17 protein-coding genes and 1 tRNA gene are annotated in these 15105 nt (G+C 69.9%); 9 read left to right on the top strand and 9 right to left on the bottom strand.

Translation table 11 applies throughout. From position 1 onward, the window contains the following. Positions 1 to 12: 12 nt before the first annotated feature. From argS to ACFOES_RS05270, 6 genes are all read left to right on the top strand, one after another. Positions 13 to 1758, top strand: a complete 1746-nt coding sequence (gene argS, locus ACFOES_RS05295) for an arginine--tRNA ligase (protein WP_377832146.1) — start codon at positions 13 to 15, stop codon at positions 1756 to 1758. A gap of 81 nt (positions 1759 to 1839) precedes the next feature. Continuing rightward, positions 1840 to 2682: an SPOR domain-containing protein gene (locus ACFOES_RS05290; RefSeq protein ID WP_377832145.1), complete on the top strand. Its 843-nt coding sequence runs from the start codon at positions 1840 to 1842 to the stop codon at positions 2680 to 2682. Then, on the top strand, positions 2682 to 3701 hold the full coding sequence (nagZ, locus tag ACFOES_RS05285) for a beta-N-acetylhexosaminidase (protein ID WP_377832144.1): 1020 nt from the start codon (positions 2682 to 2684) through the stop codon (positions 3699 to 3701). Before ACFOES_RS05290 ends, nagZ begins: the two co-directional genes overlap by 1 nt. Then, entirely contained in the window at positions 3694 to 4485 is a 792-nt protein-coding gene (locus tag ACFOES_RS05280) for a segregation and condensation protein A (RefSeq protein WP_377832143.1), read from the top strand. The genes nagZ and ACFOES_RS05280 overlap by 8 nt, the downstream gene beginning before the upstream one ends. Beyond that, the gene (gene scpB / locus ACFOES_RS05275; RefSeq protein WP_377832142.1) at positions 4485 to 5150 is read left to right on the top strand and encodes an SMC-Scp complex subunit ScpB; all 666 of its coding nucleotides are present in this window, start codon (positions 4485 to 4487) and stop codon (positions 5148 to 5150) included. The genes ACFOES_RS05280 and scpB overlap by 1 nt, the downstream gene beginning before the upstream one ends. A gap of 68 nt (positions 5151 to 5218) precedes the next feature. Beyond that, the gene (locus ACFOES_RS05270; protein WP_377832141.1) at positions 5219 to 5455 is read left to right on the top strand and encodes a hypothetical protein; all 237 of its coding nucleotides are present in this window, start codon (positions 5219 to 5221) and stop codon (positions 5453 to 5455) included. Between the two features lie 10 nt (positions 5456 to 5465). Here ACFOES_RS05270 and ACFOES_RS05265 read toward each other — a convergent pair whose 3' ends face one another. The 9 genes from ACFOES_RS05265 to ACFOES_RS05225 form a co-directional block, all read right to left on the bottom strand. Beyond that, on the bottom strand, positions 5466 to 5978 hold the full coding sequence (locus ACFOES_RS05265) for a hypothetical protein (RefSeq protein WP_377832140.1): 513 nt from the start codon (positions 5976 to 5978) through the stop codon (positions 5466 to 5468). A gap of 98 nt (positions 5979 to 6076) precedes the next feature. Beyond that, positions 6077 to 7171, bottom strand: coding sequence for a 2'-deoxycytidine 5'-triphosphate deaminase (locus tag ACFOES_RS05260; RefSeq protein ID WP_377832138.1), 1095 nt, complete (start codon positions 7169 to 7171; stop codon positions 6077 to 6079). Positions 7172 to 7229: 58 nt separating this feature from the next. Then, a tRNA-Pro gene (locus tag ACFOES_RS05255) sits at positions 7230 to 7307 on the bottom strand. A 63-nt stretch (positions 7308 to 7370) separates the two neighbouring features. Beyond that, positions 7371 to 8069 carry a MerR family transcriptional regulator gene (locus ACFOES_RS05250; RefSeq protein WP_377832137.1) on the bottom strand — a complete coding sequence of 233 codons (699 nt, stop codon included), beginning with the start codon at positions 8067 to 8069 and terminating at the stop codon, positions 7371 to 7373. A 52-nt stretch (positions 8070 to 8121) separates the two neighbouring features. Next, complete coding sequence (gene ihfA, locus ACFOES_RS05245) at positions 8122 to 8424, bottom strand: integration host factor subunit alpha (protein ID WP_377832136.1); 303 nt, start codon at positions 8422 to 8424, stop codon at positions 8122 to 8124. Positions 8425 to 8510: 86 nt separating this feature from the next. Continuing rightward, entirely contained in the window at positions 8511 to 9485 is a 975-nt protein-coding gene (locus ACFOES_RS05240) for a beta-ketoacyl-ACP synthase III (protein WP_377832135.1), read from the bottom strand. Beyond that, positions 9482 to 10588, bottom strand: a complete 1107-nt coding sequence (plsX, locus tag ACFOES_RS05235) for a phosphate acyltransferase PlsX (protein WP_377832133.1) — start codon at positions 10586 to 10588, stop codon at positions 9482 to 9484. Before plsX ends, ACFOES_RS05240 begins: the two co-directional genes overlap by 4 nt. Positions 10589 to 10622: 34 nt before the next feature. Next, on the bottom strand, positions 10623 to 10826 hold the full coding sequence (gene rpmF / locus ACFOES_RS05230) for a 50S ribosomal protein L32 (RefSeq protein WP_377832132.1): 204 nt from the start codon (positions 10824 to 10826) through the stop codon (positions 10623 to 10625). Between the two features lie 153 nt (positions 10827 to 10979). Continuing rightward, on the bottom strand, positions 10980 to 11576 hold the full coding sequence (locus ACFOES_RS05225) for a YceD family protein (protein WP_377832131.1): 597 nt from the start codon (positions 11574 to 11576) through the stop codon (positions 10980 to 10982). Positions 11577 to 11752: 176 nt separating this feature from the next. On the opposite strand from ACFOES_RS05225, the gene ACFOES_RS05220 reads away from it, so the two are divergent. The 3 genes from ACFOES_RS05220 to ACFOES_RS05210 all read left to right on the top strand — a co-directional run bounded on the left by ACFOES_RS05220 (position 11753) and on the right by ACFOES_RS05210 (position 15104). Next, entirely contained in the window at positions 11753 to 12208 is a 456-nt protein-coding gene (locus ACFOES_RS05220) for an outer membrane protein assembly factor BamE (protein WP_377832129.1), read from the top strand. A gap of 106 nt (positions 12209 to 12314) precedes the next feature. Beyond that, on the top strand, positions 12315 to 13088 hold the full coding sequence (locus tag ACFOES_RS05215; RefSeq protein ID WP_377832128.1) for a GNAT family N-acetyltransferase: 774 nt from the start codon (positions 12315 to 12317) through the stop codon (positions 13086 to 13088). 201 nt (positions 13089 to 13289) lie between these two features. Beyond that, complete coding sequence (locus ACFOES_RS05210) at positions 13290 to 15104, top strand: ABC-F family ATP-binding cassette domain-containing protein (protein WP_377832126.1); 1815 nt, start codon at positions 13290 to 13292, stop codon at positions 15102 to 15104. The last annotated feature ends 1 nt before the right edge of the window (position 15105 follow it).

Genomic DNA, 15105 nt, shown 5'->3' with positions numbered 1-15105 from the left:
AAGGATGGATGGATGAACCTGTTTTCCGAGATCCGGGCCCGGGTGCTCGACGCGCTGAACGAACTGGTCTCCGAGGGCGTGCTGCCCGAGGGGCTCGACTACGCCAACGTCGCCGTCGAGCCGCCGCGCGATCCCGCCCATGGCGACATGGCGACGAACGCCGCGATGGTGCTGGCCAAGCCGGCGCGGATGAAGCCGCGCGACATCGCCGAGGCGCTGGCCGCCAAGCTGGGCGACGATGCCCGCATCGCCGGCGCCGAAGTGGCGGGGCCGGGCTTTCTCAACATGCGGCTGGTGCCGGATGTCTGGCACGGGCTGGTGCGCGACGTGATCGCGGCCGGGCTGGATTACGGCAAGTCCGGGATGGGGCAGGGGCTCAAGGTCAATGTCGAGTTCGTCTCGGCCAACCCGACCGGGCCGATGCATGTCGGCCATACCCGCGGCGCCGTCTTCGGCGATGCGCTGGCCCGGCTGCTCGACGTCGCCGGCTACGACGTCACCCGCGAATATTACATCAACGACGGCGGCGCCCAGGTCGACGTCCTCGCCCGCTCGGCCTACGAGCGCTACCGCGAGGCCAACGGCCTCAGTCCCGAGATCGCCGAGGGCCTCTATCCCGGCGACTACCTGATCCCGGTCGGCGAGGCGCTGAAGGAGAAGTATGGCGACAGCCTGCTGAACAAGCCGGAAGCCGACTGGCTGGCCGAGGTCCGCGCCTTCGCGACCGAGGCGATGATGCAGATGATCCGCGACGACCTCGCCCTGCTCGGCGTGACCATGGACGTCTATTCCAGCGAGAAGGCGCTCTATGGCACCGGCAAGATCGAGGCGGCGCTGGCCGAGCTCGAGAAGCAGGGGCTGATCTACCAGGGCGTGCTCGAACCGCCGAAGGGCAAGACCCCGGAAGACTGGGAGCCGCGCGAACAGACCCTGTTCCGCTCGACCGCGCATGGTGACGATGTCGACCGGCCGGTGAAGAAATCCGACGGCTCCTGGACCTATTTCGCGCCCGACATCGCCTATCACTGGGACAAGGTCAGCCGCGGCTTCGACATGTTGATCGACATTTTCGGCGCCGACCATGGCGGCTATGTCAAGCGGATGAAGGCGGCGGTTGCGGCGCTGTCGGGCGGCCGCGTGCCGCTGGACATCAAGCTGATCCAGCTGGTCAAGCTCTACAAGAACGGCGAGCCCTTCAAGATGTCCAAGCGCGCCGGCACCTTCGTCACCCTGCGCGACGTGGTCGAGCAGGCCGGGGCCGACGTCACCCGTTTCGTCATGCTGACGCGCAAGAACGACGCGGCGCTGGATTTCGACTTCGACAAGGTGCTCGAGCAGTCGAAGGACAACCCGGTCTTCTACGTCCAGTATGCCCATGCCCGGGTGTGCTCGGTGCTGCGCAAGGCGGCCGAGATCGGCATCGACACCAGCGACGCGGCGCTGGCCGGGGCCGACCTGCACCTGCTGACCCATACCGCCGAGCTGGAACTGGCGCGCAAGATCGCCGAATGGCCGCGGCTGGTCGAGATCGCCGCCCGCGGGCACGAGCCGCACCGCGTCGCCTTCTACCTCTACGAGCTCGCCTCGGACCTGCACGCCCATTGGACACGCGGCAATGACGACACTTCGCTGCGCTTCATCCAGGACGGCGACGTGACCACCTCGCAGGCGAAAATCGCCCTCGCCAGGGCGGTCGCGGTTGTCATTTCCTCCGGTCTTGCTATCCTTGGGGTCACGCCGGTCGAGGAAATGCGCTGATCACAAGCGCCCGCCGGCGGTGACAGGCAAGACAGCCGGCGGCGCCGCATCCTTCGCGCTGCCCGGGCGGTGAGGCAGAGCATGGCGGACGTGGAATTCGACCAATTCGATGAGGGCGGCAGCTGGCTGAATCCCGATAACGTGCAGCGCGTGGTCAACTGGGCCGGGGCGCTGACCTCGCTGGCGCTGGTGATCGGCGTCGGTATCTGGGGCTACCAGCTGGCGGTGCGCGACGTGACCGGGGTGCCGGTGATCCGGGCGCTGAAGGGGCCGCTGCGGATCGCGCCCGAGGACCCGGGCGGCCAGATCGCCGCCCACCAGGGGCTGGCGGTCAACGCGATCGCCGGCGACGAGCCGCAGCCCGACTTGCCCAACAAGGTCATCCTGGCGCCGGCGCCGGTGCAGCTGACCTCCGAGGACCGCGCCGCCGAAGATGGCAAGCCGGCCACGCCGGAAGCGCCGCCCGCGGTCTCGACGGAGGCAGCGCCGAACGATCCGGTCGCCGCCGCCATCGCCTCGGCCACCCGGGCGACGCAGCCCGGTGTCGCCCCGGCACCGCCCGGCGCCGTGACCCGCTCTCCGATCCCGCTGCGGCGGCCCGACGACCTGCTGCCGGTTCCCGCCGCGCCGGCGGCGCCGCAGGTGACCGAGATCGACGGCGCCAGCCTGCCCGCCGGCACCCGGCTGGTGCAGCTCGGCGCCTTCGACAGCGTCGATGTCGCCCGCGCCGAATGGGACAAGATGGCCCGCCGTTTCTCCGGCCTGCTGGGCGGCAAGAACCGGGTGATCCAGAAAGCCGAGAGTGCTGGCCGCACCTTCTACCGGCTGCGTGCCGCCGGTTTCAGCGACGAGGCCGATGCCCGCCGCTTCTGCGCCGCGCTGCTGGCCGACGATGCCGCCTGCGTGCCGGTGATCCTGCGCTGATGGCGGGCGGTTCACCCCCGGGGGCCACGATCCTGGGCTGCGCCGGCCCGGCGCTGACAGCCGGTGAGCGCGCCTTCTTCCGGGCCGCCGATCCCTGGGGCTTCATCCTCTTCGCCCGCAATGTCGAAAGCCCGGCCCAGCTGCGCCGCCTGACCGCCGATCTGCGCGAGGCCGTCGGCCGCGAGGCGCCGGTGCTGGTCGATCAGGAAGGCGGCCGGGTCCAGCGCCTGCGCGCGCCGCATTGGCGCGAATGGCTGCCGCCGCTCGACCAGGTGGCGCGGACCGGCTCGAACGCCGCCCGCGCCATGGGCCTGCGCTACCGCCTGATCGCCCATGAGCTGCGCGCCGCCGGGCTCGATGCCAATTGCGCCCCCTGCGCCGATATCGCCACCGCGGACACCCATCCGTTCCTGCGCAACCGCTGCTACGGCAGCGATCTGGCCAGCGTGGTCTGGGTCGCCCGCGCGGTCGCCGATGCGCTGCTGGCCGGCGGCGTGCTGCCCGTGGTCAAGCATCTGCCGGGCCATGGCCGGGCGACGACTGACAGCCACCTGAGCCTGCCGACGGTGACGGCCGATGCCGACACTCTGCGGCAGAGCGATTTCGCCACCTTCCGGGCGCTCAACGATCTGCCGATGGCGATGACGGCCCATATCGTCTACACCGCCTTCGATCCCGACCGCCCGGCGACCCAGTCACCGACGCTGCTGCGCCTGATCCGCGACGAGATCGGCTTTGGCGGATTGCTGGTGACCGACGACCTGTCGATGCAGGCGCTGGCGGGCAGCATCGGCGACCGGGCCGGCGCCGCCATCGCCGCCGGTTGCGACATCGCCCTGCACTGCAACGGCGAGATCCCCGAGATGGAGGCGGTGGTCGCCGCCGCCGGGCACCTGAGCGCGGCCGGGGCGCGCCGGGCCGCCGCCGCGCTGGCCGCCCGCCACCTGCCCGCGCCCATTGACATCGCCGCCGCCGAGGCCGAGCTTGAGAGCCTTCTGGACGGGCAGGCGGATGGCTGAAGAGGACTGGCAGGAAGGCGCGGCGCAATCGCCGGTCGAGGCGCGGCTGGCGGCCGAGGCCTTGATCGTCGATGTCGACGGCTTCGAGGGGCCGCTCGACCTGCTGCTGACGCTGTCGCGGACCCAGAAGGTCGACCTGCGCAGGATCTCGGTGCTGCAGCTGGCCGAGCAGTATCTCGGCTTCGTCGAGCGCGCCAAGGCGCTGCGGATCGAGCTGGCGGCGGATTACCTGGTGATGGCGGCCTGGCTCGCCTTCCTGAAATCGCGCCTTCTGCTGCCGCCGGATCCGGAGGAGGAGGGCCCCTCGGCCGAAGACATGGCCGCCCACCTGGCGTTCCAGCTCGAACGGCTGCAGGCGATGCGCGAGGCCGCCGCGCAGCTTATGGCGCGCGACCAGAAGGGGCGGGACTTCTTCGCCCGCGGCCTGCCCGAGGACGTCACCCGGCGCCGCACCGTCACTTATAGCGCGACGCTGCTCGACCTGATGCAGGGCTACGCGCGGATCCGCACCCGCGACGAGTTCCGGCCCTTCGTCATGGACCGCGAGCACGTCTTCACCATGGAGCAGGCGCTCGACCGGATGCGCAGCCTGATCGGCTATGCCGGCGACTGGACCGACCTCGTCAGCTACCTGCCCGAGGGCTGGGAAGCCGACCCGGGCCGCCGCCGCTCGGCCACCGCCGCCCATTTCGCCGCCGTCCTCGAACTCGCCAAGCGCGGCCAGATCGAGGTAAGACAGGGCGAGACCTTCGCGCCGATCCAGATCCGAAAGAAAAACGACTGATGTCCGAAGACGCCGTACATCCCGAAGAGGGCGAACAGAGCCTGTTCGAGGCCCCGCCGATGGCCGAGCAGGAGCGCATGGTCGAGGCCATCCTGTTCGCCTCGACCGAACCGGTGACGGTGAGGGAGCTCGAGACGCGGATGCCGCATGGCGCCGATCCGGCCGAGGCCCTGGTCCACCTGCGCAAGCGTTACGAGGGCCGCGGCGTGCGCGTCGTCAAGGTCGGCGACGCCTGGGCCTTCCGCACCGCGCCCGATCTCGGCCACCTGCTGCACAAGGAGACGGTGGAGACGCGCAAGCTGTCGCGCGCCGCCATCGAGACGCTGGCGATCATCGCCTATCACCAGCCCTGCACCCGGGCCGAGATCGAGGAAATCCGCGGCGTCGCGGTCAGCCGCGGCACCATCGACCAGCTCTTGGAGATGGAATGGATCCGCTTCGGCCGCCGCCGGATGACGCCGGGCCGGCCCGTCACCTTCGTCGTCACCGAGACCTTCCTCGACCATTTCGGGCTGGAAAGCGCCCGCGACCTGCCGGGGCTGAAGGAGCTGCGGGCGGCGGGGCTGTTGGACAACCGGCCGTTGCCGGGCGGCATGGGCCAGTCGATCGCCGAGGACGAGGAAGAGGAAGAAGTGACCGGCCAGAGCGAGCTGTTCGAGGACTGAGCAGCCGCTGCGCGAGGACTGAGCAGCCGCTGCGAACGGGCCCGGGCTGACCGGGGAAAGGAGCGCCGATGGACCTGACCCGCCTGATCGAGATGATCCTGCGCCGGCTGCTGCGCCAGGCGATGAACCGCGGCATTTCCAAGGGGATCGACATCGCCTCGGGCAAGCCGCAGGGGCGCAACCAGGGGCACAAGCAAAGCCGCGACATGACCCCGGAAGAGCGCCAGAAGGCCCGCCAGAGCGCCGAGACCACCAGGCGCGCCCGGCAGGCGGCGCGGCTGGTGCGGCGGATCGGCCGGTTCTAGAAGCCGCGATCTAGTCGGCTGAGGCCGGCGCCTCCGGGGGCGCCTCCGGGGCCGGCGGCGTCTCCGGCGTCTGCGGTTTCGCCGGCGGCAGGGAGGCATTGCCATAGCTCTTGCCGAAAGCCTCCTGCTGGAAGGCCTGCACGGCGGCCGGCACCTGGTCGAGCGGATAGGTGCCGATGCCCTCGGCATAGCCCATCTCGTCCGAGAAATGCCATTCGACAGTGACGAAGGGCGGATCGACCGGCTTCTTCGGCTCCAGCGTCAGCGCCGTCATCCGGCCACGGATCGCGGCCTTCATCAGGCTCAACTCCTTGTCGGTCACCGGCCGGCTGGTCGAGTTGTAGCCCTCGGGCCCGTCGGTCTCGGCCTCGGCGACGCCGCTGGCGATGCTCATGTATTGCGCCCGCACCGGCTCGCTGTCCGAACCTGTCCAGAGATAGATGCCCAGCGTCAGCACCGTCTCGGCCCGGGCGGCGAGCGTGGTGAGCATCAGGCAGGTGAGAAGGGCGGCGGCAAGGCGCATGAGGCGGCTCCAGCAAGTCGTTCGCGGCGCAGTTTCCTTTGCCACGGGCCGGCGCACAAGGGGGCGCCGGACCTTGTCGGCGGGAAATTGATCGCGCTTCAGGGGCGCTTGGCGGGGGCGCGGAAATGCTTGGCCAGCTTCAGCCCCTGGCCCTGGTAGTTCGAGGCGATATCGGCGCCGTAGAGGGTTTCCGGCGGCGCGACCATGCGCTCGTAGACCAGCCGGCCGACGACCTGGCCGTGTTCGAGCACGAAGGGCGCCTCGTGGCAGCGCACCTCGAGCACCCCGCGCGAACCGGCACCGCCCGCCGCGGCCCAGCCGAAGCCGGGATCGAAGAAGCCGGCGTAATGGACCCGGAACTCGCCGACCATGGCCAGGTAGGGCGCCATCTCGGCGGCGTGGGTCGGCGGGATCGTCACCGCCTCGCGGCTGACCAGGATGTAGAAGGCGCCGGGATCGAGGATGATGCGGCCGTCGCGGGCATTGACCTCCTCCCAGAACTCGGCCGGGTCGTAATGGCCGATGCGGTCGAGGTCGACGACGCCGGTATGGGGTTTGGCGCGGTAGCCGACCAGGGCGCCCTCGGTCGGGCGCAGGTCGACCGAGAAGCCGAGCCCGTCCGAGATCAGCGCCGTGCCCGAGACCAGTCCGACCTCCTTGTCGAGCGCCCGGAGCTCGTCATCGTCCAGCACCGCATGGCCGCGGCGGAAACGGATCTGGTTCAGCCGCATGCCCGGCCGGACCAGCACCGAGAAGCTGCGCGGGCAGATCTCGGCATAGAGCGGCCCCTCGTAACCCGCTGGGATCCGGTCGAATTCCGTGCCGCCATCGATGATCGCCCGGGTCAGCAGGTCGAGCCGGCCGGTCGAGCTCTTGGCATTGGCGACGGCCTGGATGTCATCGGGCAGGGCCAGCCGTTCCATCAGCGGGACGACGTAGACGCAGCCCTTTTCCAGCACCGCGCCGTCGCTGAGGTCGATGCGGTGCATCTCGAATTCGGCGATCCGCTCGGCGACGCTGCGGCCGGCGCCGGCGAGGAAGGAGGCGCGGACGCGATAGGCGACGGTGCCGAGCCGCAGGTCGAGACTGGCGGGCTGGATCTGCTCCTCGGTGATCGCGGGATCGGCGGCGATGGCCCCGGTGGCGATCATCTGCTTGAGCGTCTGCGCGGGCAGAACCCCGGCTGTGGTCATCGGTTCCCCCCGGATACGCGACCGCCCGCAGCCTCGGAGGCTACGGGCGGTTCGGTGATGGTCGGGCCGGCGAGATTCGAACTCGCGACCTTCCGCCCCCCAGACGGACGCGCTAACCAGGCTGCGCCACGGCCCGACGGCGACGATACATAGCAAGATTGCCGGCGGGGGCAAGGGCGAAAGCGCATCGATTTTCGCCCTAGCGATGGCTGCGTCCGGCGCGCGCCGCGAGGCTGTCGCGCAGCGCCGCCAGACGGTCGCGCAGGGCCGCGATCCGCTCGGCCTGGCCCGGTGCGGGCTGGCGGGGCAGGGCGCGCAGGCGGCTGGCGAGCGGCGGGTCCTCGGTCTCGGACCCGGCCCCGGCAAGAGGGCCCGGCTCGGCCCGGGTCAGAGGATGGGCGGACCGGTCCGGCGCCGGCGCGGCGGAGGGCTCGGCGAAAAGGTCGCCCTGCGGCTCGTCCGGAGACCCGGCCGGCGCCTCGACGGGGGGCGCCGACTCGGCGGCAGGCGATTCCGGCGGCGTGGGCTCCGGCGCCTCTGCCTTGCGGGCCGATAGCGGCACGACGTTGTCCTGCGGCACCGTTTCCGCTTCGACAGGCACGTCGAGGATCATCGGCGCTTCCGGCGCCACGCTGCGCTCGACCGTTTCCGCGGCGCCTTCCTCGGGCGTGGCGGCGAGGGCGGCGACATGGCGGATGCCCTGTTCGCGCAGCAGCTTCTGCACGCCGCGGATCGTCATCCCGTCCTCGTGCAGCAGCTTCTTGATGCCGGTCAGCAGCGCCACGTCCGAAGGCCGGTAATAGCGCCGGCCGCCGGCGCGCTTGACCGGCTTCACCTGGGTGAAGCGGGTTTCCCAGAAGCGCAGGACATGGGCGGGCGTATCCAGTGCCTCGGACACTTCGCTGATGGTTCGGAACGCGTCGGGCGACTTCTCCATCCGCGCGCGGCCCTCAGCCCCGGTTGCCGGAGGCGACCCGGTCCTTCATCAGATGCGAGGGCCGGAAGGTCAGAACCCGGCGGGGATGGATCGGTACCTCTTCCCCGGTCTTGGGATTGCGGCCGATGCGGGCGGCCTTGTCGCGCACCGAGAAGGTGCCGAACGAGGAAATCTTGACCGTTTCACCGGCTGCCAGCGCGTCGGAAACATGCTGCAGCACGCTCTCGACCAGCTGGGCGGATTCGTTGCGCGAAAGCCCGACCTCGCGGAAAACCGCTTCGCTCAGGTCCATGCGCGTCAGTGTCTTGTCGCTCATCACGTCCCCCCGTGTTTCAACGGAAGGATGTGGGAATTGAATTTCCGAGTCAATGTCAATGGCTTGGACGGGGCCGTTCACGCCCGTTACCAGCGCAATACCACCGAGCCCCAGGCCAGGCCGCCGCCGATCGCCTCTGTAACCAGCAGATCTCCGGGCTTGATCTGGCCGCGTTCGACCCCGACCGAGAGGGCGAGGGGAATCGATGCCGCCGAGGTATTGCCGTGATCGGCGACCGTCAGCACCACGCGATCCATCGACACGCCGAGCTTCTTGGCGGTGCCGGCGATGATGCGGATATTGGCCTGGTGCGGCACGATCCAGTCGACATCGCCATGGCCCAGCCCGGCCTTGTCCAGCGCCGCATCGGCGGTCGAGGTCAGCTTTTCCACCGCCTGCCGGAACAGCGCGTTGCCCTGCATGCGCAGATAGCCCGAGGTGCCGGTGCTCGACACCCCGCCATCGACATAGAGCATGTCGCGATAGCGGCCGTCGGAATGCAGGTCGGCGGCGAGGATGCCGCGGTCGTCCTTGGTGCCGCTGCCTTGCTGGCGTTCGAGCACCACCGCCCCGGCGCCGTCGCCGAACAGCACGCAGGTCGAGCGGTCGGTCCAGTCCATGATCCGGCTGAAGGTCTCGGCGCCGATCACAAGCACGCGATCGACCTGGCCGGCGACGATCAGCGCGTTGGCGTTGGTCAGGGCGTAGACGAAGCCGGCGCAGACCGCCTGGACGTCGAAACCGAAGCCGCGGGTCATGCCGAGGGCCGACTGCACCATGGTCGCGACCGAGGGGAAGGTGAGATCGGGGGTCGAGGTGGCGACGATGACGGCGTCGAGATCGTCCGCCGCGATGCCGGCATGTTCCAGCGCGGCCTTGGCGGCGCGGGTCGCCAGATCCGATGTCGTCTGGCCCTCGGCGGCGAAATGACGCCGTTCGATCCCCGAGCGGGTCCGGATCCACTCGTCAGAGGTGTCGAGCGTGGCTTCGAACTCGGAATTGGGCACCACGCGTTCGGGCAGATAGTGCCCGACGCCCCTGACCACGGCGCGTATTGTCATTCGGCCCCACTGTTGCTGTCCGCATCCCGGGCGGCATCCTGCCTCGGGCCCGCGGCGGATGCAACCCGCGCCGCCAGCCGCTCCTGAAAGCCCGAGCGCGCCAGCTGGCTGGCCAGCGTGATCGCCGCCGCCACCCCGGTCGCGTCCGCGGACCCGTGCGATTTCACCACCGTGCCGTTGAGGCCGAGGAACACCCCGCCATTGACCCGGCGCGGGTCGATCCGTTTCTGCAGCCGGCGCAGCGAGGTCAACGCCAGCAGCGCCGCGATTCGGCTCAGCGGCGTGGCGGCGAAGGCCTCTTTCAGGAAGTCGCCGACCAGCTTGGCCGTGCCCTCGCCGGTCTTCAGCGCGACATTGCCGGTGAAGCCGTCGGTGACGATCACGTCGACCCGATTCGACGGCAGGTCGCTGCCCTCGACGAAACCGACATAGTCGAAATTGCCGGCCTCGGCGGCATCGGCGATCAGGTCATGGGCCAGCTTGAGCTCGGCCCGGCCCTTGTGCTCCTCGGTGCCGACATTGAGCAGCCCGACCCGCGGCCGGGCCAGGTCCATGCCGTTGCGGGCATAGGAGGTGCCCATCAGCGCGTATTGCAGCAGGTCCTCGGCATCGGCCTTGATGTCGGCGCCGACGTCCAGCATCACGTTGAAGCCCGACGGGTTGCGCGACGGCCACAGGCAGGCGATGGCGGGGCGGTTGACGCCCTCGAGCTTGCGCAGCCGGATCATCGACAGCGCCATCAGCGCCCCGGTATTGCCGCAGGACACGGCCACCGTGGCCTCGTTGTTGCGCACGCTCTCGACCGCCGACCACATCGAGGTGCCGGCGCCGTTGCGCATCACGTGGCTGGGCTTGGCATCCATCGTCACCACCTTGGGGGCGTGACGAATCTCGTAGCGCCCGGCCAGCGCCTTGCGGCGGCCGGCCAGCTTGTTCAGCACCGTCTCGTCGCCATGGACGATGAAATAGACGCCGGGTTGCTTGGCGGCAAACTTCTCGAGCCCGGCAACAACAGCTGCCGGGCCACGGTCGCCCCCCATCGCGTCGACGGATATCACAATGCGCCCGTTACCCTTCTCGGGCTGATCGACGAGTCCGGTCATCCCGGTCTGCCTCCCAGGCGCAGTCACGCGCAGCTTATGCCGCGTCGTCGTCCAGATCGACCTCGGCGGTCGCGACGACCTCGCGCTGGTCGTAATGGCCGCAGGACGGGCAGACGTGATGCGGACGCTTCAGTTCACCGCATTCCGGGCACTCGGCCGGGTTCGCGGCGGTCAGCGCGTCATGCGAACGGCGCATGTTGCGGCGGGAGCGGGTGACTCGGTTCTGAGGGACTGCCATGTCTCAACCTCGGGCTTCTGGGGCTTGTGCCCCTGTTGTTCCTAGGGGTTCAGACTGTCTCGCACCCTTGCGGCGCAATGTCCAACCCATGATGTAAACGAGGCGCGGAACATACTGGGATTCTGTGCCGGCGCAAGTCTTTTCTGCCGCAGGTTACGGCGTTTCGTCGTCGCTCCCGTCGTCGCTCCCGTCGTCCTTGCCATCTTCCTTGCCGGCGAGCTTGTCGCGCAGCCCGGCCAGCCCGGCGAAGGGCTTGACCGCCTCGTCGGTCAGCGGCGCGGTGCCGGGGGCGGCGAAACTGGCCTCGCCAAGCTCGGCCTCGGGCACCCGGGGATAGAGCGGCAGCGCCAGCGCCAGCGCCTCGAGCATCACCGCGCCGGGGTCGATGACCTCGGGCAGCGGCTCGGCGCTGTCGTCCTCGGGCATCTCGACCTCGTCGCCGTTCGGCTCGGGCATCTCGGCCAGGTAGCGGCGCACCACCTCCTCCTCGATCCGGGTGGTGACCGGGGCAAGGGTGACGACGCAGGGTTGGACAACGGTGGCGCCGAGCCGGGCCTCGAGAACGAAGTCGCGCTTGCCCTCGGGCCGCAGCGCGCCCTCGAAGCTCAGCTTGCGCACGGCGTCGGCGCCGACCAGCTGGGCGATCAGCCCCAGGGTCTCGCCCTCGGGGCGCAGCTTGAAGCGGGTCGGCTTGCGCGCCGGCAGGTCGGCGACGCGCAGCGGATGGAAGACGGGGAGTTGCTGGGGCATTTTAGTTTGGCCTTTCTTGGGCCTTATCCTTCAGGTGGCCGCCCGCCGCCGGGCGAAAAGCGGCGCCGGGAACCGTGACCGGGCGGCGCGCCGCGGGCGGAGTTCCTTTCTTGAACCCTCGCCATTCCTTCTATAAGCCGGATACGAGGCTTGAGGCTGCAAGGCAAGAGGGTGGTATGAGCAAGGCGCTTTACCTGACGCGGATCGCCGTGGCGGGGGTGGTCGTGGCCGCTGTGACGGCCTGCTCGGCGACCTATCGCAATCACGGCTACATTCCCACCGACGACGAACTGGCCCAGGTCAAGGTCGGCACGGATACCCGCGACAGCGTGCGCCAGAAGATCGGCGACCCCTCCGCAGTCGGGATGCTCGACCCGGCGGCCTGGTACTATGTCGAAAGCCGCTGGAAGCAGTTCGGCCTGCGCCCGCCGCAGGAGGTGCAGCGCCAGGCGGTCGCGATCAGCTTCACCAAGGCCGGCAGGGTCGAGAATGTCGAGCGATTCGGCCTCAAGGACGGCAATGTCGTCGCGCTCAGCCGCCGGGTGACCACCAGCAACGTCAAGGGCATCGGCTTCCTCAAGCAGCTGATGGGCAATATCGGCAACGTCCAGGCCAGCGACTACCTGAAATAGGCCCCGGGGCGCGGCTGTCGTCGTGGTGATACATCTTGCGTGCTATGATGATCGGGACGGGGCCGGCCGGGCCCCGCACGGGCACCCGCACTGGCAGGAGAGCGCGATGCTGTCACTTCGCAAGGGCCGCTATGCGGCGCGGTTCGCCGAGAGCGCGGCCGATCTCTTGGCCGCCCAGCGGCTGCGTCATCTCGCCTTCATCGCCAATCGCGGCGCCGCCGCCGGGGCCTCGGGCAGTGCCTGCGGCACCGGGATCGACGCCGACGCCTTCGACCCGCTCTGCCGCCACGTGTTGGTCGAGGAGGCGCGCAGCGGCACGTTGGTCTGCTGCTTCCGGCTGCTGCCGCTGAGCGCCGGGCGCGAGATCGGGCGCAGCTACTCGGCGCAATATTACGAGCTCTCGGCGCTGCAGGACTTCGACGGCCCGATGGTCGAGATGGGCCGCTTCTGCCTCCATCCCGACTGGCACGACCCGGACATCCTGCGCGTCGCCTGGGGCGCGATGACGGCCTATGTCGACGCCGAGGGGGTCGAGATGCTGTTCGGCTGCTCCTCCTTCGACGGTACCGAGGCCGAGGCCTATCTCGACGCCTTCGCCATGCTCAAGGAGCGCCACCTGGCGCCGCGGCGCTGGCTGCCGCGGGTCAAGGCGCCCGACGTCTTCCGCTTCGCCCGGGTCCTGCGCCGGCGCAAGCCCGACGCCAAGCGGGCGATGCTGGCGATGCCGCCCTTGCTGCGCACCTATCTGGTCATGGGCGGCTGGGTCTCCGACCATGCCGTGGTCGACCGCGAACTCAACACGCTGCACGTCTTCACCGGCCTCGAGATCCGCGCGATCCCGCCCGCCCGCGCCCGCCTGCTGCGCGGCGTCGCCGGCTGAGACCCTGCGGCCAGACCCGGCGCCCCTCGGTTCCGAGCCTCCTCTGCCACTTTCTGCTCGAAAATATCCTCGGGGAGCGCGAGGGGCAGACAGCCCCTCGCCCTTTTTCCGCGTCGTCGTCCAGGGCCAATGACGGCGGGGCGGTCCGCCCCGCGCATCCTTCCCGTTGACGCCGTCCCGCCACCCGGCTAGCTCCGGCGCATGGCACGTGCACCCCTTCTCCAGCTCTCCGGCATCTCCCTCACCTTCGGCGGCGAGCCGGTCTTCGATGGACTCGACCTGATCGTCCAGCCCGGCGACCGGCTGGCGCTGGTCGGGCGCAACGGGTCGGGCAAGTCGACGCTGATGAAGCTGATGGCCGGGCTGGTCGAGCCCGATCACGGCGCCCGCGTCCTGCCGCCCGGCGTTTCCGTCGGCTACATGGAGCAGGATCCCAACCTGAGCGGCTTCGCCACGCTGGGCGACTACGCGACACACGGGCTGGAGCATGGCGAGGAATACCGCGTCGAGATGGCGGCCGAGGGGCTGGGCTTCGATCCGGCGACGCCGGTCGCCACCGCCTCGGGCGGCGAGCGGCGGCGGGCGGCGCTGGCCAAGCTGATGGCCGAGGCGCCGGAGCTGATGCTGCTCGACGAACCGACCAACCACCTCGACATCCAGGCGATCGAGTGGCTCGAGGGCCAGCTGCGCGAAACCCGCGCCGCCTTCGTCCTGATCAGCCACGACCGCGCCTTCCTGCGCGCGCTGACCCGGGCGACGCTGTGGCTCGACCGCGGCGAGATGCGGCGGCGCGAGCAGGGTTTCGAGGGCTTCGAGGACTGGCGCGAGAAGATCTGGGCCGAGGAGGACGCCGCGCGGCACAAGCTCGACCGCCAGATCAAGGCCGAGGCGCGGTGGGCCGTCGAGGGCATCAGCGCAAGGCGCAAGCGCAACCAGGGCCGGCTGCGGGCGCTGGCGGCGCTGCGGGCCGAACGGGCGGCACAGATCCGACGCCAGGGCGCGGCGGCGATGGCCCTCGACACGGGGCCGAAATCCGGCAAGCTGGTGATCGAGGCCAAGGGGATTTCCAAGGCTTTCGGCGACAACGTGATCCTGCGCGACTTCTCGCTGCGGGTCCAGCGCGGCGAGCGCATCGCCTTCGTCGGCCCCAACGGCGCCGGTAAGACGACGCTGCTGAAGATGCTGATCGGGCAGCTGCCGCCGGATACGGGATCGGTGCGGCTGGGCGCCAATGTCGCGCTGGCCGTGTTCGACCAGACCCGGGCCCAGCTCGACCCCGATGCCAGCCTGTGGGACAACCTGACCGGCGATCCCGAGATGCGGGTCTCCGGCCGCTCGGACCAGGTGATGGTGCGCGGCGCGCCGCGGCACGTCGTCGGCTACCTCAAGGACTTCCTGTTCGACGAGCGTCAGGCGCGGGCGCCGGTGCGCTCGCTCTCGGGCGGCGAGAAGGCGCGGCTGCTGCTGGCGCGGCTGATGGCGCGCGAATCGAACCTGCTGGTGCTGGACGAACCGACCAACGACCTCGACGTCGAAACCCTCGACCTGCTGCAGGAGATCCTGGGCGATTACGACGGCACCGTGCTGCTGGTCAGCCACGACCGCGATTTCATCGACCGGGTGGCGACGACGACGATCGCGATGGAGGGCGACGGCAAGGCGACGATCTATGCCGGCGGCTGGACCGATTACCGGGCACAACGCGGCGAGGGGGCGGCATCGGCGGAAAAGCCCGCGAAACCGAAGGTTTCCGCGCCGCAGCCGAAGCCGGAGGTGAAGAAGGCGCCGCAAGGCCTCAGTTTCACCGAGAAACACCGGCTCGAGGCGCTGCCCGACGAGATCGAGCGGCTGGAGGCCGAGATCGCCAAGCTGGGCGAGCTGCTCTCGGACCCCGACCTGTTCAGCCGCGAGCCGGTGAAGTTCCGCAAGGCGACGGAAATGCTGGAACAGCGTCAGACGGCGCTGGCGGCGGCCGAGGAGGAATGGATGGCGCTGGAGGAGAAGGCGGCGGGCTGAC

Origin of the sequence: Acidimangrovimonas pyrenivorans (assembly GCF_042643245.1) — a bacterium.
GTDB lineage: Bacteria > Pseudomonadota > Alphaproteobacteria > Rhodobacterales > Rhodobacteraceae > Acidimangrovimonas > Acidimangrovimonas pyrenivorans.
This window is presented reverse-complemented; position numbering and strand designations above follow the sequence as displayed.